We start from the raw sequence: 18,487 nt of genomic DNA, 5'->3' as shown, positions 1-18,487 counted from the left end.
TGCCAGAAGCAAAGGTGCGTTATATTACACCTTTACTGCCTGATCTTCAATCTTAACTAGCGTCCAAGACTTACTTTTTGAAAGCGGACGGGATTCAGCAACAGTCACTGTATCTCCCATCTGACATTCATTCTGTTCGTCATGCGCATGCAACTTAGTTGAGCGAGTTACGAATTTCCCATAAATCGGGTGCTTCTCTTTACGCTCAACTAGAACGGTAATAGTTTTGTCAGCTTTATTGCTGATAACTTTACCGGTCACAGTACGTGTACGTTTTTCTGCGGCCATTATTAGTTACCTGCTTTCTGATTCAGTACGGTCTTAACGCGCGCGATATCGCGACGCACTTGACCCAGCATATGATTCTGAGTCAGCTGACCAGTTGCTTTCTGCATACGCAGATTGAACTGATCCTTCAGAAGACCCAGCAAAGTTTGCTGGAGCTCTTCAGCGGATTGTTCGCGCAGTTCAGTTGCATTCATCACATCACCGTCCGTTTAACAATAGTGGTTGCCAGCGGCAGTTTCGCCGCAGCCAGGTTGAATGCTTCAGTCGCCAACTCATCAGGCACACCGCTCATTTCGAACAGTACTTTACCTGGTTTGATCTGGCATACCCAGTATTCAACACTACCCTTACCTTTACCCATCCGTACTTCAAGCGGCTTACCTGTGATTGGCTTGTCCGGGAACACGCGAATCCAGATTTTACCGCCACGTTTTACGTGACGAGTCATAGTACGACGAGCAGCTTCGATCTGACGAGCAGTAATACGGCCACGTTCTGTCGCTTTCAGTGCAATTTCACCGAAGCTAACAGTACCACCGCGCTCGGCCAGACCGCGGTTGCGGCCTTTCATAACCTTGCGGAATTTAAGTCTCTTAGGTTGCAGCATTGATAATTACCCCTACTTTGAACCTTTCTTCTTAGGTTGAGCATTTCTCTGAGCGCGTACTTCTTCAATACCACCCAGAATCTCACCTTTAAAGATCCAGACTTTAATGCCAAGCACACCGTATGTAGTGTGCGCCTCGTAAGTACCGTAATCGATGTCAGCACGCAGGGTGTGCAATGGCACACGACCTTCGCGGTACCATTCAGACCGTGCAATCTCTGCACCACCCAGACGGCCACCAACCTGAATCTTGATACCTTCAGCACCCTGACGCATAGCATTCTGTACAGAACGCTTCATGGCACGGCGGAACATAACACGACGTTCCAACTGGCTTGCGACACTTTGTGCAACTAGTTTGGCATCTAGATCTGGTTTACGGATCTCTTCGATGTTGATGTGAACCGGAACGCCCATCATTTTAGAACAAGCGTTACGCAGTTTTTCTACATCTTCACCTTTCTTACCAATAACAATGCCTGGACGGGCAGTGAAAATGGTAATTTTTGCATTCTGTGCAGGCCGCTCAATTTCGATGCGGCTAACAGATGCTGCTTTTAACTCGCCTTCCAGATACTCACGTACCTTAAGGTCGTTCAACAGCTTATTAGCGTATTCGTTCTTGTCTGCATACCACACCGAAGTGTGATCTTTTACAATTCCAAGTCGAATACCTGTTGGATGTACCTTCTGACCCATAGTGGTATCTCCTAGCAGTCAGCTACCTTAACGGTGATGTGGGAGGTGCGCTTCAAAATACGGTCAGCGCGACCTTTCGCACGCGGTCTTATGCGCTTCATGGTCATACCTTCATCAACGAAGATTTGTGAAACGCGTAGCTCGTCAATATCAGCACCTTCGTTATGCTCTGCGTTAGCAATAGCAGACTCAAGTACCTTCTTAACTAGCACCGCACCTTTTTGAGGGCTGAAAGCCAAAATATTCAGGGCTTCACCCACCGCCTTTCCGCGGATTTGATCGGCAACCAAACGCGCTTTCTGAGCGGAGATATGGGCGCCTTTGTGCTTAGCGGCTACTTCCATTTTCTTAACTCCCGATTAGCGTTTAGCTTTCTTATCTGCTGCATGACCCTTATACGTACGGGTAGCGGCAAATTCGCCTAATTTATGACCAACCATATCCTCGGTGACAAACACCGGTACGTGCTGACGGCCATTATGAACTGCAATCGTCAGTCCTACGAAGTTTGGAAAAACTGTAGAACGGCGAGACCAAGTTTTGATCGGACGACGATCATTGGCCTCAACTGCAGCTTCTACCTTTTTCAACAGGTGAAGGTCGATAAAAGGACCTTTCTTCAGTGAACGTGGCACAGCTGTATCCTCTGATTATTTCGCTTGACGACGGCGTACGATCATCTTATCGGTACGCTTATTCGAACGAGTTTTCTTACCTTTAGTCGGTACGCCCCATGGTGTCACAGGATGACGACCACCAGATGTACGACCTTCACCACCACCATGTGGGTGATCGACTGGGTTCATCGCCACACCACGAACGGTAGGACGAACACCACGCCAGCGCGTAGCACCAGCTTTACCTAGACGACGCAGAGAGTGCTCGGAATTACCGACCTCACCCAGTGTCGCGCAGCAGTCAACCAACACTTTACGCATTTCGCCTGAACGCAGACGCAAAGTTGCATGAGCACCTTCACGAGCAATCAACTGCGCGGAAGTACCAGCAGAACGTGCAATTTGAGCACCTTTACCTGGTTTCATCTCGATACAGTGAATGACACTACCGACAGGGATGTTGCGCAGTGGCAAACAGTTACCTGGTTTAATATCAGCATTCTGACCAGATATCAGAGAATCACCAGCTTTAACACCTTTAGGGGCGATAATGTAGCGACGCTCACCGTCAGCGTACATCAGCAAAGCGATGTGCGCGGAGCGGTTTGGATCATATTCCAGACGCTCAACGGTAGCAGGGATATCCAGCTTGTTGCGACGGAAATCAATAACACGGTAATGCTGCTTATGACCGCCACCAATGTGACGAGTCGTAATGCGACCATAGGTGTTACGACCACCGGTTTTGCTTTTCTTTTCGACCAGAGCAGCGTGTGGCTTACCCTTGTGCAGATCAGGTGTTGTCACCGTAACTACATGACGGCGCCCAGCGGAGGTCGGTTTAGATTTAACAATAGCCATAATTCAAACCCCTCTTATTCGCCATCGATAAAGTCGATGTCGTGGCCGTCTGCAAGACATACATATGCCTTACGAACGTCAGAGCGCTTACCCATACCGCGCTGAGTGCGCTTGGTTTTGCCCTTAACGTTAACAACGTTCACGCCAGTTACTTTTACGTCGAACAACTGCTCAACAGCCTTCTTAATTTCAGGCTTAGTTGCATCAGCTGAGACGCGGAATACAACCTGCTGAGAACCTTCAGCAACAATCGTCGCTTTCTCAGAGATATGTGGGCCTAGCAGTACTTGATAGATGCGTCCTTCGTTCATGCTAACGCCTCCTCAACTTTCTTGAGAGCAGCAACAGTCACAACAACCTTCTCAAAACCTACCAGGCTGACAGGATCGATGCCAGCTGCATCGCGAACGTCAACGTGCGGTACGTTGCGTGCGGCTAGATACAGATTCTGCTCTACGTCTTCTGTGATCACTAGCGCGTTCGTCAACTCAAGCTCAGCGAGCTTAGCAACAAACTGCTTAGTCTTAGGCGCGTCTACTTGGAAGTCTTCAACAACAACCAAACGCTCCTGACGAACCAGCTCAGACAAGATGCAACGCATCGCAGCGCGATACATTTTCTTGTTAACTTTTTGAGCATGGTCGCGCGGCTGAGCAGCGAATGTTACGCCACCAGTACGCCACAAAGGACTACGAATAGTACCGGCACGTGCACGGCCAGTACCTTTTTGACGCCATGGCTTAGCACCACCACCGCTTACAGCGGCGCGGTTTTTCTGAGCCTTGGTGCCTTGACGACCACCGGCCAGGTATGCCGTAACAACCTGATGAACCAGTGATTCATTGAATTCTTTACCAAATGCTAGATCGGAAACTTCTACGCTTCCTCCAGCTCCTGCAAGATTCAGATTCATTTCAAACCCCCTCAGGCACCAGCTTTAACAGCTGATTTAACGATTACGTCGCCGCCAGTAGCACCAGGTACAGCACCTTTCACTAACAGCAGATTGCGCTCGGCATCGATGCGAACAACTTCTAGGGATTGAACGGTTACACGTTCAGCACCCATGTGCCCTGCCATCTTCTTACCTTTCCACACGCGACCAGGAGTTTGACACTGACCAATAGAACCAGGAGCACGATGAGAAAGAGAGTTACCGTGCGTCGCATCCTGCATGGAGAAGTTCCAGCGCTTAATTCCGCCCTGAAAACCTTTACCTTTGGATTGACCGGTTACATCAATTTTCTGACCCGCTTCAAAGCGTTCAACAGTCAGTTGATCACCAACATTTACTTCTTCGTCACCTGACAGACGGAACTCCCACAAACCACGACCTGCTTCAGTCTCTGCTTTCGCAAAGTGACCTGCAGCGGCCTTAGTAACGCGGTTAGCACGACGAGAACCTACAGTTACCTGCACAGCAGAATAACCATCAGTTTCTTCGGTCTTAACCTGTGTTACGCGGTTCGGTTCCACCTCGATGACAGTGACTGGCACAGACACGCCGTCTTCAGTGAAGACACGAGTCATACCTGCTTTACGTCCGATTAAAGATACAGACATTTTATAAACCTCACATTGCCAGTTGTGTACGGGGCTAAAACCCGCTATGGCTGCCTAAAAGGCATTCCACACGTAGATGTACTCATCTACGCAATCGTCTAATTAGCCTAAGCTAATTTGCACTTCAACACCCGCAGCAAGATCTAGTTTCATCAGAGCATCAACAGTTTTTTCTGTTGGTTCAACGATGTCTAGTACGCGTTTGTGAGTACGGATCTCATATTGGTCACGTGCATCTTTGTTCACGTGAGGAGAGATCAGAACGGTAAAACGCTCTTTGCGAGTAGGAAGCGGGATCGGACCATGCACCTGAGCACCTGTCCGCTTAGCAGTCTCAACGATCTCCTGAGCGGAAGAGTCAATCAGGCGATGATCAAAAGCCTTCAGACGGATTCTGATTTTCTGGTTTTGCATTTGACCACAATTCCTAGAATTAAAAAAAGGCTTTCGCCACCTAACCCCATTTAACGGGGTAGCGCATTCTACTTACCCTATACCCCCAAGTCAAGCCTGTATTGTTTAGAAATTAAACAGCCCCGCTTTGAAGCCTGAGCGTGCGCAGAGTTTGATAAATGAAAAACCTACGAGGGAGGGAGCGCTTAAGCAAAGCAATGGCACAAAATACCACTGACTGATTCATTTGCGGACGCCAATGAGAACAAACTAGTCCAAGCAAAGCTTCTTTGCCCAGGATTGACGATGTGATTTTTGATATGGCCGCACAGAAGCTTTGAATACACCAAAATCAGCCATATCAAAAGGCACAAAAAAAGGCCCCCGAAGGAGCCTTTTTTAAATCAGCGAAAATTAATCGATGATTTTAGCTACAACGCCAGCACCAACAGTACGGCCGCCTTCACGGATCGCGAAGCGCAGACCTTCTTCCATTGCGATTGGGTTGATCAGGGTAACATCCATTTTGATGTTATCGCCTGGCATTACCATTTCAACGCCTTCTGGAAGTTCTACAGAACCTGTGATGTCACAAGTACGGAAGAAGAACTGTGGACGGTAACCTTTGAAGAATGGTGTGTGACGACCGCCTTCATCTTTAGACAGTACGTACACTTCACCTTCGAAATGAGTGTGAGGAGTGATAGTACCTGGCTTAGCCAGTACTTGACCACGCTCTACGTCGTCACGCTTAGTACCACGCAGCAGTGCACCGATGTTCTCACCTGCACGACCTTCGTCAAGCAGCTTACGGAACATTTCAACACCAGTACAGGTAGTTGTTTGAGTATCACGGATACCGACGATTTGAATCTCTTCACCCGTCTTAACAATACCACGCTCTACACGACCGGTTACTACAGTACCACGACCAGAGATAGAGAATACGTCCTCGATAGGCATCAGGAATGGCTGATCGATAGCACGTTCTGGTTCTGGAATATAAGTATCCAGCGCTTCAACTAGCTTACGTACAGCAGTTGTTCCCAGCTCGTTCTCATCTTCGCCGTTCAGTGCCATCAATGCAGAACCTGCAATGATTGGAGTGTCATCACCTGGGAAGTCGTAAGTATCAAGCAGCTCGCGCAGCTCCATCTCAACCAATTCCAGCATCTCAGCGTATTCTTCAGAATCAACGCCGCCGCAATCTTCAGCCAGCAGGTCTGCTTTGTTCAGGAATACAATGATGTAAGGTACACCAACCTGACGAGACAGCAGGATGTGTTCACGAGTCTGAGGCATAGGGCCATCAGTCGCGCCACAAACCAAGATAGCACCATCCATCTGAGCAGCACCGGTGATCATGTTTTTCACATAATCCGCGTGTCCTGGGCAGTCAACGTGCGCATAGTGACGAATTGGAGAATCATACTCAACGTGAGAAGTCGCGATAGTGATACCACGCTCACGCTCTTCCGGAGCATTATCGATACCGGCGAATGAGATAGCTTTACCACCGAAAACTTCTGCGCATACACGGGTCAGTGCTGCTGTCAGAGTAGTTTTACCGTGGTCAACGTGGCCGATTGTACCAACGTTAACGTGCGGTTTATTACGTTCAAATTGTTCTTTAGCCACGATTAATTCCTCATTAATATATTGGGCAAATTATCTTGCATTGATTACTGCTTGGGCGACATTGTCTGACGCTTCGGCATAATCAAGAAATTCCATTGAGTAGGTTGCACGACCCTGAGTAGCCGAACGCAGGTCGGTAGCATAACCAAACATCTCGCCCAGTGGAACCTGAGCATTGATTATCTTACCTGAACTACAATCGTCCATACCCTGAACCAGACCACGTCGACGGTTCAGGTCACCCATCACGTCACCCATGTAATCTTCGGGCGTTACCACTTCCACCTTCATAACAGGCTCAAGCAGACAGGGACTTGCTTCCTGCGCATACTTTTTAAGCGCCTGTGAGGCGGCAATTTTAAACGCCATCTCATTAGAGTCAACTTCATGGTAAGACCCATCATGTAGACGAGCCTTCAGGCCGATGAGCGGATAACCGGCAATGACGCCGTTTTTCATCTGCTCTTCGATACCTTTTTCAATCGCTGGGATATATTCCTTAGGAATAGAACCACCAACAATTTCATTGATAAACTCCAGCCCTTCATTTTCAGACGGACTAAACTCAATGACAACATGACCATACTGGCCACGACCACCAGACTGACGAATAAACTTATGGTTTGCATCGACAGACTGACGGATTTTCTCGCGATAGGCTACCTGCGGTTTACCAATGTTCGCTTCAACGCTAAATTCACGTTTCATGCGATCCACTAGAATATCTAGGTGCAATTCGCCCATACCAGAGATAATTGTCTGACCGGTTTCAGGATCAGTTGCCACCCGAAAAGAGGGATCTTCTTGAGCAAGCTTGCCCAGCGCGATACCCATTTTTTCCTGGTCTGCCTGAGATCTAGGCTCAACAGCCACCGAGATTACCGGTTCAGGAAACTCCATACGCTCTAACGTGATCTTATGATCAGGAGAGCACAGAGTATCTCCGGTCGTAACATCTTTCATACCGATCAGAGCAGCGATATCGCCTGCGCGAACCTCTTTAATCTCTTCACGGTTGTTAGCGTGCATCTGCACCATCCGCCCGACGCGCTCTTTCTTACCTTTAACCGTGTTAATAACACTGTCGCCAGAAGCCAGCACACCCGAATACACACGCACGAATGTCAGTGTACCCACGAATGGATCAGTCGCTATCTTAAATGCCAACGCTGCAAAAGGCGCCGCATCATCCGCTTCGCGAGTTTCAAGCGTCTCGTCGTCATCAAGCATACCCTCGATCGCCTTAACTTCGACCGGCGATGGCATATACTCAATCACGGCATCTAGCATCGCTTGCACACCCTTATTCTTAAAGGCAGAACCTGCCTGCATAAGAACAAGTTCATTGGCAAGCGTGCGTCGACGTAAGCCCGCTTTTATCTCTTCATTGGACAATTCACCTCCTTCGAGGTATTTGTCCATCAGCTCATCGGATGCTTCAGCAGCGGCTTCAATCATCTGCTCACGCAGCTCTTCAGCCTGCTCTTGCAACTCAGCGGGGATGTCGTAAAGCTCGTAAGTCATCCCCTGATCCGCTTCATTCCACATAATGGCTTTCATGCGAATCAGATCGACTACACCTTTAAACTCTTCTTCTGCACCAATCGGAAAATTGATTGGCACAGCGCTTGCCCCCAGGCGCTCCTTCAACTGGTCTTTGACCATGAAGAAGTCGGCACCGGCACGGTCCATCTTATTGACGAAAACCATCCGCGGTACTTCATATTTATCCGCCTGACGCCAAACGGTCTCGGTCTGAGGCTGAACACCCGAAGACGCACACAACACCACTACAGCACCATCAAGCACCCGCAGAGAACGCTCAACTTCAATGGTGAAGTCAACGTGCCCCGGCGTATCAATAATATTGATACGGTGCTGATCAAACTGTTTACTCATGCCACTCCAGAAACAGGTTGTCGCAGCGGAGGTGATAGTGATACCACGCTCCTGTTCCTGCTCCATCCAGTCCATGGTCGCCGCACCGTCGTGTACTTCACCGATTTTATGAGACATACCGGTATAGAACAAAACACGCTCAGTGGTCGTCGTTTTACCAGCATCAACATGGGCGCAGATACCGATATTTCGATATCTGTTAATAGGCGTTTTACGAGCCAAAACTCAATCCTCAGACCTTACATCAAAAGCTTAGAAGCGATAGTGAGCGAATGCTTTGTTCGCTTCAGCCATGCGATGAACGTCTTCACGTTTCTTCACAGCTGCGCCACGGCCTTCTACTGCATCGCCGATTTCACCAGCTAGACGCAGAGCCATGGATTTTTCACCACGCTTACGGGAAGCATCAACCAACCAACGCATAGCTAGAGCCATACGACGAGAAGGACGTACTTCTACAGGCACCTGATAGGTAGCACCACCCACACGGCGAGATTTAACCTCAACCATTGGCTGGATAGCCTCAAGTGCTTTGTTGAATGATTCGATTGGATCTTCACCCGTGCGCTCACTGATTTTATCCAGCGCACCGTAAACGATCTTCTCAGCAACAGATTTCTTACCACTGATCATCAGGTGGTTAGTAAATTTTGCCAGTGTAATGTTACCGAATTTAGGATCCGGCAGGATTTCACGTTTTGCCGCAACTCTTCTTCTTGGCATGATAAGCCCCTTTATCTACAGGTCTTCAGGTTATTTCAGGAATTGATACCTGACCTTACTCTTATTGCTTGCGGTCTAGCTCTAGTTGTATAGCGGGCTGCTTGCACAGCCAGTGCCGGACTTCTGTCGCCGTCCCGGAAACAATTAAGACTTAGGACGCTTGGTACCGTACTTAGAACGACCTTGTTTACGGTCATTTACGCCACTGGTATCCAGTGCGCCACGTACTGTGTGGTAACGAACACCCGGTAAGTCTTTTACACGACCGCCACGAATCAGAACCACGGAGTGTTCTTGCAGGTTATGACCTTCACCACCGATGTAGGAAGTAACCTCAAATCCGTTAGTCAAACGAACACGACATACTTTACGCAATGCTGAGTTCGGTTTCTTAGGGGTTGTTGTATAGACGCGGGTACAAACGCCGCGGCGTTGAGGACAAGCCTGCAATGCAGGTACATCGCTCTTTACCACTTTACGCTTGCGCGGCTGTCGCACCAGCTGGTTAATAGTTGCCATTAAGCAAACTCCACGCTTTATTTAAGCACCAAAAAAACAGGATTTTTTTCACTCCTGTCACGAAAGGGCCGAGATTGTACTCAATCTCGGCCCACTAGGTCAATATTCGACCAAGTATTAGATAACTCTTTTTAGATCTTTCTTAGCCTCTAGACCAAAGTTATCTACATATAAGCTCTAATGACGGGTCTGAAAACTAATTCAAACCCGCCTACAGCTCATTATTCTGAATCAGGCATCGCTGCTTGGTTCAACGCTTCAGTCAGTGCCAATTGAACATCTTCTGCACTGACAGTGACGTTATCATCGACTTTCTGAGCTTTACGCTTACGCGCTTTGTGATAAGCCAAACCGGTACCGGCTGGAATCAATCGTCCAACAACAACGTTTTCTTTCAGGCCGCGCAGGTAATCTTTCTTACCACACACCGCACCTTCAGTTAGAACGCGGGTTGTTTCTTGGAACGATGCAGCAGAGATAAACGACTCTGTTGCCAGCGATGCTTTAGTAATACCCAGCAGTACACGATCATACTTAGCTGGAATTTTACCTTCAGCCACCAATTTCTTATTCTCAGCGACAACCTTGTGGTATTCAGCCTGCTCACCGTTGATGAACGAGCTATCACCACTGGCGGTAATATCAGCTTTACGCAGCATCTGACGCACAATCACTTCGATGTGCTTATCGTTGATGCCAACACCCTGCAGACGGTAAACGTCTTGAATCTCAGAGGTGATATATTTCGCCAGTTCCTCAACACCCTTGATACGTAAAATATCATGGGAGTTAGACGGTCCATCAGAGATAACCTCACCCTTCTGTACGACTTCACCTTCAAATACGTTCAGGTTACGCCACTTAGGAATCATCAGCTCGACAGGATCAGCATCAGGAGGACTGATAACTAGACGCTTCTTACCTTTGGTTTCTTTACCGAAGGTGATCGTACCGGACACTTCAGCCAGGATAGAAGACTCTTTAGGCTTACGCGCTTCGAACAAGTCAGCAACCCGTGGCAGACCACCGGTGATATCCTTGTTCACAGAACCTTCCTGCGGAATACGTGCCAGTACATCACCGATACCCACTTCTGCACCATTGCTCAGGTTCAGAATCGCCTTAGCAGGCAGTAGGTACTGTGCAGCAGAGTCCGTACCTGGGTGGAACAAGTCATCACCGGTAGTGGCATCAACCAAACGGATCATCGGACGGATATCTTTACCCGCCGCTGGACGTACTGCTGGGTCCAGAATCTCGATAGTCGACAAGCCGGTCAGTTCATCCGTTTGTTGCTTAACGGTAATACCGTCATCGATACCAACAAACTCAAGCTTACCCGCCACCTCGGAGATGATTGGGTGGGTATGCGGATCCCAGTTAGCCACAATAGCGCCAGCTTCAACACGATCGCCATCTTTAACTTTAATCACAGCACCGTAAGGCAGCTTATAACGCTCACGCTCACGGCCATGCTCATCGGTTACACCCAACTCGCCGGAACGAGAAGTTGCTACCAGTGAACCATCTGCTTTTTCTACAGACTTAAGGTTATGCATCCGGATCTCACCGGAGTGTTTAATCTGAACGCTATCAACAGCCGCTGCCCGTGATGCCGCACCACCGATGTGGAAGGTACGCATGGTCAGCTGTGTACCCGGCTCACCGATAGACTGAGCAGCGATAACACCCACTGCTTCACCTGGGTTAACCTTATGACCACGACCCAGATCACGACCATAACACTTAGCACACAGACCGAAGGCTGTTTCACAGGTAATTGCACTGCGTACAACAGCTTTATCGATAGAGGAGAAACGCTGCTCATTATCAAGACGCTTAACCCAAGCCTCATCAATCAACGTACCCGCTTCGATCAGTACTTCTTTGCCGCTTGGATCCATCACATCTTTAGCGATAGTACGACCCAAGATACGGTGACCCAAACCAACCACAACATCACCGCCTTCAATCAGCGGCTGCATGACTAGCCCTTCTTCAGTACCACAATCATCTTCAGTGATAACCAGATCCTGAGAAACATCAACCAAACGACGTGTCAGATAACCAGAGTTCGCTGTTTTCAATGCGGTATCAGCAAGACCTTTACGCGCACCGTGAGTAGAGATGAAGTACTGAAGTACGTTCAAACCTTCACGGAAGTTAGCGGTAATTGGTGTCTCGATGATAGAACCATCCGGTTTCGCCATCAGACCACGCATACCCGCCAACTGACGAATCTGTGCCGCACTACCCCGGGCACCGGAGTCGGCCATCATATACACTGAGTTGAAGGAGTCTTGAATAACCAGCTCACCAGCACGGTTAAGCACTTCTTCCTTCTTCAGGTTATCCATCATCTTCTTAGCCAGCACTTCGTTTGCACGGGACCAGATATCGATAACCTTGTTGTATTTCTCGCCTTGGGTAACCAGACCGTCAGCGTACTGCATTTCGATCTCTTTCACTTCGGTATCAGCAGAAGTGATGATATCGACCTTCTCATCTGGGATAACGAAATCGTTAACACCGATAGAAGAACCAGAAACCGTCGCTTGACGGAAGCCCATGTACATCACTTGGTCAGCGAAGATAACGGTATCTTTCAAACCAACGATACGATAAGCGGTGTTAATCAGACGCGAAATAGCTTTCTTCGTCATCGCCTGGTTAACCAGATCAAATGGCAGACCGGTTGGCACGATATCAAACAGCATGGCACGACCAACGGTCGTTTCTTTAATGCTAGTGATATGCTCTTCGTTACCTTCGATATCACGAATCGTTTCATGGATACGCACTTTCACGCACGCTTGCAGATCTACCTGCTTGGCGCCGTAAGCCCGCTGAACCTCTTTAATATCAGCAAACACCATGCCTTCACCCTGAGCGTTAATACGCGCACGGGTCATCCAGTACAGCCCCAAGACCACGTCTTGAGAAGGTACGATGATAGGCTCACCGTTGGCAGGCGACAGTACGTTGTTAGTCGACATCATCAGGGCGCGAGCTTCTAGCTGCGCTTCGATAGTCAACGGTACGTGCACCGCCATCTGGTCACCGTCAAAGTCGGCGTTGTAAGCAGCACAGACCAATGGGTGCAGCTGAATCGCTTTACCTTCGATCAATACTGGTTCAAATGCCTGGATACCCAAACGGTGAAGTGTTGGTGCCCGGTTAAGCATGATCGGATGTTCGCGGATAACCTCATCGAGAATATCCCAAACCAACGATTCTTCACGCTCAACCATCTTCTTAGCGGCTTTAATAGTGGTCGCATAACCACGCAGTTCCAGCTTAGAGAAGATAAACGGTTTGAACAGTTCCAGCGCCATTTTCTTAGGCAAACCACACTGATGCAAACGCAGGTATGGACCTACCACGATAACCGAACGACCGGAGTAATCGACTCGTTTACCCAACAGGTTCTGACGGAAACGACCCTGCTTACCCTTGATCATATCAGCCAAGGATTTCAGAGGACGCTTGTTAGAGCCTGTAATCGCACGACCACGACGGCCGTTATCTAACAGCGCATCAACAGATTCTTGCAGCATACGTTTTTCGTTACGTACGATGATATCCGGTGCACTCAGATCAAGCAGGCGCTTCAAACGGTTGTTACGGTTGATCACTCGACGGTACAGATCGTTAAGATCGGATGTCGCAAAACGACCACCATCCAGCGGCACCAATGGGCGCAGATCCGGTGGCAGAACCGGTAGAACTTGGAAAATCATCCATTCAGGCTTGTTGCCTGATTGGTGGAAACCTTCCAGCAATTTAAGACGCTTAGACAGCTTCTTAATTTTAGTTTCTGAATTGGTTGCCGGCAGCTCTTCACGCATTACTTCGATCTCTTCAACAAGATCGATAGACTTCAGCAACTCTTGGATCGCTTCAGCACCCATACGGGCATCAAAGTCATCGCCAAATTCTTCTAGCGCTTCAAAGTACTGCTCGTCATTCATCAGCTGACCACGCTCAAGCGTAGTCATACCTGGATCAATAACGACAAATGATTCGAAGTACAGGACCCGCTCAATATCACGCAGAGTCATATCCAGCATCAAACCGATACGGGATGGTAGAGACTTCAAGAACCAGATGTGTGCAACAGGCGATGCCAGCTCAATGTGACCCATACGTTCACGACGAACTTTAGCCAGTGCAACTTCAACGCCACACTTCTCACAGATTACACCGCGATGCTTCAGACGCTTGTACTTGCCACATAGACATTCATAGTCTTTTACTGGACCAAAGATCTTGGCACAGAACAGACCATCACGCTCAGGCTTAAACGTACGGTAGTTAATGGTTTCTGGCTTTTTAACTTCACCAAAAGACCAAGAACGAATCATCTCAGGTGATGCCAGACCGATACGGATCGAGTCAAACTCGTCGTTCTGTCCCTGGGATTTCAACAGATTTAGTAAATCTTTCATTTCTTTCAGCTCCTCGGGGGAGTTGACCACGCAGCGGTTAATCAGCTGCGTAGTAAACTATCTGTTAAAGGGTTACTCGGATTCCAGCTCGATGTCGATACCCAGCGAGCGGATCTCTTTCACCAGCACGTTGAACGACTCTGGCATGCCCGGTTCCATACGATGATCACCATCGACGATGTTTTTATACATCTTCGTACGGCCATTCACGTCATCGGATTTAACCGTCAACATTTCCTGCAAGGTGTAAGCCGCACCGTATGCTTCCAGTGCCCACACTTCCATCTCACCGAATCGCTGACCACCGAACTGCGCCTTACCACCCAGCGGCTGCTGAGTAACCAGACTGTAAGAGCCGGTAGAACGTGCGTGCATCTTGTCATCAACCAAGTGGTTAAGTTTCAGCATGTACATGTAACCAACGGTTACCGGACGGCTGAACTGATCACCGGAACGACCATCAAACAGGGTGAACTGACCGGTGTCGCTCAGATCTGCCATACGCAGCAGCTCTTTAACTTCCGCTTCTTTAGCACCGTCAAATACTGCGGTTGCCAGCGGTACACCACCTTTCAGGTTCTTCGCCAGCTCCATCACTTCGTCATCGCTCAGAGAGTCGATATCTTCATGACGGCCTGACTTATAGCCACCCAATTCGCTGTTGTAGATACGATCCAGGAATTCACGCAGTTCTTTAACGGTTTCTAGACGATCACGCTCGGCTTGCAGCATCGCATTGATCTTAACGCCCAAACCTTTGGCCGCCATACCCATATGGGTCTCAAGAACCTGACCTACGTTCATCCGCGACGGTACACCCAGAGGGTTCAAGACGATATCAACTGTCTCGCCGTTCTCATCATACGGCATATCTTCAACCGGCATGATAACGGAGATAACACCCTTGTTACCGTGACGTCCTGCCATCTTGTCACCTGGCTGTACGCGGCGCTTAGTTGCCACATAAACCTTAACAATCTTCAGTACGCCAGGTGCGAGGTCATCACCGGTTTGTAGCTTGTTCTTCTTGTCTTCGAACTTAGCATCCAACTCAACGCGGCTTTCTTCCAGCTGCTCTTGAGCTTTTTCAAGCATTTCCTGTGCTGATTCATCAGCAACACGAATCTTGAACCAGTCAGATTTCTTCAGTTCAGCCAACGCAGCAGAGGTAATCTCTTCGCCTTTCTGGAAGTTTGCACCACCTTCAGCTTTAAGACCACACAATGCCCGCCCAAGACGTTCAAAGGTTGCTTGCTCAACAATGCGGAACTCTTCGTTCAAATCCTTACGGATTCGGTTCAGTTCAGATTGCTCAATGGAGAGAGCACGCTCGTCTTTAGGCACACCGTCACGGGTGAACACCTGTACATCGATAACTTTACCGATGGTACCTGTCTTAACACGTAGCGAAGTATCTTTAACGTCGGACGCTTTCTCACCAAAGATAGCTCGTAGCAGCTTCTCTTCAGGTGTCAGCTGAGTTTCACCCTTAGGTGTCACCTTACCAACCAGAATATCGCCAGGGCCAACTTCAGCACCGATATGTACGATACCGGCTTCATCCAGCTTCGCCAGTGCAGACTCGCCTACGTTTGGAATATCTGAAGTAATCTCTTCAGAGCCCAACTTGGTATCACGGGCCACACAGGTCAGTTCCTGAATGTGGATAGTTGTGAAGCGGTCTTCCTGTACAACACGCTCGGAGATCAAAATCGAGTCTTCGAAGTTGTAACCATTCCAAGGCATGAATGCGATACGCATATTCTGCCCCAGCGCCAGCTCACCCAAGTCAACGGACGGACCGTCAGCCATGATATCGCCACGCTGAACTGTTTCACCCTGACTCACAATCGAGCGCTGGTTAATACAGGTGTTCTGGTTAGAACGGGTGTATTTAGTCAGGTTGTAGATATCCACACCCGCCTCACCCGCTGCTGTTTCTTCATCGCTCACACGTACAACGATACGGGCCGCATCAACGGCTTCAATCACACCACCGCGCTTAGCTGTGACACAAACACCGGAGTCACGAGCAACATAGCGCTCCATGCCGGTACCAACCAGCGGCTTGTCAGCACGCAATGTTGGTACAGCCTGACGCTGCATGTTTGATCCCATCAATGCGCGGTTCGCGTCATCGTGTTCAAGGAACGGAATCAGCGCTGCAGCAACCGAAACTACCTGACGTGGAGATACATCCATGTAGGTAACTTTTTCCGGCGGCATAACCGTAAATTCATTTTCATGACGTACCGCAACCAACTCATCGGTTAGCTTATGGTTGTCATCCATACCAGCAGAAGCCTGAGCGATAACATGACGCCCCTCTTCGATTGCCGATAAGTATTCAATCTCATCAGTTACCTGACCATCAACCACTTTACGGTATGGGCTCTCAAGGAAACCATAATCGTTAGTGCGGGCATAAGTTGCCAGCGAGTTGATCAGACCGATGTTTGGTCCTTCAGGTGTCTCGATTGGACATACACGACCGTAGTGGGTCGGATGTACGTCACGTACTTCAAAACCAGCACGCTCACGAGTCAGACCGCCAGGCCCTAACGCTGATACACGACGTTTGTGGGTGACTTCTGACAGCGGGTTGTTCTGGTCCATAAACTGAGACAGCTGAGATGAACCGAAGAACTCTTTAACCGCAGCAGCGACTGGCTTAGCGTTAATCAGATCCTGAGGCATCAGGTTATCGGATTCAGCCATGCTCAAACGTTCACGTACCGCACGCTCAACACGCACAAGACCAACACGGAACTGGTTTTCAGCCATTTCACCAACAGAACGAATACGTCGGTTACCCAGGTGATCGATATCATCGACAACACCCTTACCGTTACGAATATCGATCAACGTCTTCATCACGGCGAGGATATCGTCTTTATCCAGCACGCCAGAACCGACTTCATCATCACGACCGAGACGACGGTTAAACTTCATTCGGCCAACGGCAGAAAGGTCGTAACGTTCTTCAGCAAAGAACAAGTTTTCGAACAGGTTCTCAGCAGACTCTTTGGTTGGTGGTTCGCCAGGACGCATCATGCGGTAGATTTCTACCAGCGCTTCCAACTGATTGCGGGTCGTATCGATACGCAGGGTATCAGAGATAAATGAACCACAATCCAGCTCGTTGGTGTACAGCGTTTCAAATGCAGTCACATTACGGCTGCGCATCAACTCGAGCACTTCTTCAGTGATCTCACTGTTGCCTTCGCACAGCAACTCACCGGTAGTCGGATCGATAATATCTTTTGCTAATACTTTACCTAGCAGGTACTCAACCGGTACTTCTAGTTTAGTAATATTATCTTTCTCTAACTGACGGATATGACGCGGAGTCACACGACGGCCGGATTCAACCAGCACATTGCCGCTACCATCTTTAATATCAAAAGTAGCCGTTTCACCACGTAGGCGAGTAGGTACCAGCGTCATCAGAATTTCATCTGCGCTCAGTACCCATTCCGTATTATCAAAGAAGGTTTCGAGGATCTCTTCAGTGGTATAACCCAGTGCACGCAACAGAATAGTGGCCGGCAATTTACGACGACGGTCAATACGTACAAACAGGCTATCTTTAGGATCAAACTCGAAGTCCAACCATGAACCACGGTAAGGGATGACACGAGCAGAATACAGCAGCTTCCCAGAGGAGTGCGTTTTACCCTTGTCATGGTCGAAGAATACACCAGGCGAACGGTGTAACTGGGACACGATAACACGCTCAGTACCGTTAACAACGAATGTACCGTTGTCGGTCATCAGCGGCATTTCGCCCATGTATACTTCTTGTTCTTTAATGTCTTTGATCGCTTTATTTGAAGATTCGCGATCATAGATCACCAGGCGGACTCTTACGCGCAGTGGAGCCGCATAAGTAATGCCACGCATCTGGCATTCTTTAACGTCAAAAACCGGCTCGCCCAGACGGTAACCTACATATTCCAATGCGGCATTTCCGGAATAGGAAACGATCGGGAATACGGAACTGAAAGCAGCATGCAGTCCGACATCTTTGCGGTCTGTAGAGTCAGCACCCTGTTGCAGGAATTTCAAATAAGAATCCAACTGGATTGCCAATAGATATGGCACATCCATCGCTTCCGGCAGCTTTCCGAAGTCTTTACGGATGCGTTTCTTTTCAGTATATGAGTAAGCCATCTAAGTTCCCCAGCATCTACACCTGAAAAATTCAACCAAACCGAAGGAATTTTCTCGGT

At 48.7% G+C, this 18,487-nt stretch carries 17 protein-coding genes; all 17 read right to left on the bottom strand.

Annotated features, from left to right (window positions below; translation table 11 throughout):
* Positions 1-24 precede the first annotated feature (24 nt).
* Entirely contained in the window at positions 25-288 is a 264-nt protein-coding gene (rpsQ, locus tag KO512_RS17270) for a 30S ribosomal protein S17 (RefSeq protein WP_252735088.1), read from the bottom strand.
* A gap of 2 nt (positions 289-290) precedes the next feature.
* Entirely contained in the window at positions 291-482 is a 192-nt protein-coding gene (gene rpmC / locus KO512_RS17265; protein ID WP_126159343.1) for a 50S ribosomal protein L29, read from the bottom strand.
* Positions 482-895: a 50S ribosomal protein L16 gene (gene rplP, locus KO512_RS17260; RefSeq protein ID WP_215953573.1), complete on the bottom strand. Its 414-nt coding sequence runs from the start codon at positions 893-895 to the stop codon at positions 482-484. Before rplP ends, rpmC begins: the two co-directional genes overlap by 1 nt.
* Before the next feature lie 12 nt (positions 896-907).
* On the bottom strand, positions 908-1,594 hold the full coding sequence (gene rpsC, locus KO512_RS17255; protein WP_215953572.1) for a 30S ribosomal protein S3: 687 nt from the start codon (positions 1,592-1,594) through the stop codon (positions 908-910).
* A gap of 11 nt (positions 1,595-1,605) precedes the next feature.
* On the bottom strand, positions 1,606-1,938 hold the full coding sequence (gene rplV, locus KO512_RS17250) for a 50S ribosomal protein L22 (protein WP_091361855.1): 333 nt from the start codon (positions 1,936-1,938) through the stop codon (positions 1,606-1,608).
* Positions 1,939-1,953: 15 nt separating this feature from the next.
* Positions 1,954-2,229: a 30S ribosomal protein S19 gene (gene rpsS, locus KO512_RS17245; RefSeq protein ID WP_215953571.1), complete on the bottom strand. Its 276-nt coding sequence runs from the start codon at positions 2,227-2,229 to the stop codon at positions 1,954-1,956.
* A 15-nt stretch (positions 2,230-2,244) separates the two neighbouring features.
* Positions 2,245-3,072, bottom strand: coding sequence for a 50S ribosomal protein L2 (gene rplB, locus KO512_RS17240; protein WP_126159340.1), 828 nt, complete (start codon positions 3,070-3,072; stop codon positions 2,245-2,247).
* 14 nt (positions 3,073-3,086) lie between these two features.
* Positions 3,087-3,383, bottom strand: coding sequence for a 50S ribosomal protein L23 (rplW, locus tag KO512_RS17235; RefSeq protein ID WP_124927543.1), 297 nt, complete (start codon positions 3,381-3,383; stop codon positions 3,087-3,089).
* Positions 3,380-3,985: a 50S ribosomal protein L4 gene (gene rplD / locus KO512_RS17230; RefSeq protein ID WP_126159338.1), complete on the bottom strand. Its 606-nt coding sequence runs from the start codon at positions 3,983-3,985 to the stop codon at positions 3,380-3,382. Before rplD ends, rplW begins: the two co-directional genes overlap by 4 nt.
* A gap of 11 nt (positions 3,986-3,996) precedes the next feature.
* On the bottom strand, positions 3,997-4,635 hold the full coding sequence (rplC, locus tag KO512_RS17225; RefSeq protein WP_126159337.1) for a 50S ribosomal protein L3: 639 nt from the start codon (positions 4,633-4,635) through the stop codon (positions 3,997-3,999).
* A 102-nt stretch (positions 4,636-4,737) separates the two neighbouring features.
* On the bottom strand, positions 4,738-5,049 hold the full coding sequence (rpsJ, locus tag KO512_RS17220) for a 30S ribosomal protein S10 (protein ID WP_036511965.1): 312 nt from the start codon (positions 5,047-5,049) through the stop codon (positions 4,738-4,740).
* 393 nt (positions 5,050-5,442) lie between these two features.
* Positions 5,443-6,666: an elongation factor Tu gene (tuf, locus tag KO512_RS17215; RefSeq protein WP_215953570.1), complete on the bottom strand. Its 1,224-nt coding sequence runs from the start codon at positions 6,664-6,666 to the stop codon at positions 5,443-5,445.
* Between the two features lie 30 nt (positions 6,667-6,696).
* A complete protein-coding gene (fusA, locus tag KO512_RS17210) occupies positions 6,697-8,787 on the bottom strand; it encodes an elongation factor G (RefSeq protein ID WP_126159335.1) in 2,091 nt (696 codons plus the stop codon).
* Positions 8,788-8,817: 30 nt separating this feature from the next.
* Positions 8,818-9,288, bottom strand: coding sequence for a 30S ribosomal protein S7 (gene rpsG, locus KO512_RS17205; protein ID WP_126159334.1), 471 nt, complete (start codon positions 9,286-9,288; stop codon positions 8,818-8,820).
* 144 nt (positions 9,289-9,432) lie between these two features.
* Positions 9,433-9,807: a 30S ribosomal protein S12 gene (gene rpsL, locus KO512_RS17200; protein WP_126159333.1), complete on the bottom strand. Its 375-nt coding sequence runs from the start codon at positions 9,805-9,807 to the stop codon at positions 9,433-9,435.
* 221 nt (positions 9,808-10,028) lie between these two features.
* Positions 10,029-14,255 (bottom strand): DNA-directed RNA polymerase subunit beta', encoded by a 4,227-nt coding sequence (gene rpoC, locus KO512_RS17195; protein ID WP_215953569.1) that lies wholly within the window; start codon positions 14,253-14,255, stop codon positions 10,029-10,031.
* 72 nt (positions 14,256-14,327) lie between these two features.
* Positions 14,328-18,428, bottom strand: a complete 4,101-nt coding sequence (gene rpoB / locus KO512_RS17190) for a DNA-directed RNA polymerase subunit beta (RefSeq protein ID WP_215953568.1) — start codon at positions 18,426-18,428, stop codon at positions 14,328-14,330.
* Between the last annotated feature and the right edge of the window lie 59 nt (positions 18,429-18,487).

The sequence above is a fragment of the Amphritea atlantica genome (assembly GCF_018860855.1).
GTDB lineage: Bacteria > Pseudomonadota > Gammaproteobacteria > Pseudomonadales > Balneatricaceae > Amphritea > Amphritea atlantica_A.
Note: the sequence above shows the minus strand (reverse complement) of the source record. Positions and strands in the feature narration are given on the sequence as shown.

Coding starts and splice junctions, on each gene's coding strand:
- rpsQ (WP_252735088.1), bottom strand. CDS start 288: ATGGCCGCAGAAAAACGTACACGTACTGTGACCGGTAAAGTTATCAGC.
- rpmC (WP_126159343.1), bottom strand. CDS start 482: ATGAATGCAACTGAACTGCGCGAACAATCCGCTGAAGAGCTCCAGCAA.
- rplP (WP_215953573.1), bottom strand. CDS start 895: ATGCTGCAACCTAAGAGACTTAAATTCCGCAAGGTTATGAAAGGCCGC.
- rpsC (WP_215953572.1), bottom strand. CDS start 1,594: ATGGGTCAGAAGGTACATCCAACAGGTATTCGACTTGGAATTGTAAAA.
- rplV (WP_091361855.1), bottom strand. CDS start 1,938: ATGGAAGTAGCCGCTAAGCACAAAGGCGCCCATATCTCCGCTCAGAAA.
- rplB (WP_126159340.1), bottom strand. CDS start 3,072: ATGGCTATTGTTAAATCTAAACCGACCTCCGCTGGGCGCCGTCATGTA.
- rplW (WP_124927543.1), bottom strand. CDS start 3,383: ATGAACGAAGGACGCATCTATCAAGTACTGCTAGGCCCACATATCTCT.
- rplD (WP_126159338.1), bottom strand. CDS start 3,985: ATGAATCTGAATCTTGCAGGAGCTGGAGGAAGCGTAGAAGTTTCCGAT.
- rplC (WP_126159337.1), bottom strand. CDS start 4,635: ATGTCTGTATCTTTAATCGGACGTAAAGCAGGTATGACTCGTGTCTTC.
- rpsJ (WP_036511965.1), bottom strand. CDS start 5,049: ATGCAAAACCAGAAAATCAGAATCCGTCTGAAGGCTTTTGATCATCGC.
- rpsG (WP_126159334.1), bottom strand. CDS start 9,288: ATGCCAAGAAGAAGAGTTGCGGCAAAACGTGAAATCCTGCCGGATCCT.
- rpsL (WP_126159333.1), bottom strand. CDS start 9,807: ATGGCAACTATTAACCAGCTGGTGCGACAGCCGCGCAAGCGTAAAGTG.
- rpoC (WP_215953569.1), bottom strand. CDS start 14,255: ATGAAAGATTTACTAAATCTGTTGAAATCCCAGGGACAGAACGACGAG.
- rpoB (WP_215953568.1), bottom strand. CDS start 18,428: ATGGCTTACTCATATACTGAAAAGAAACGCATCCGTAAAGACTTCGGA.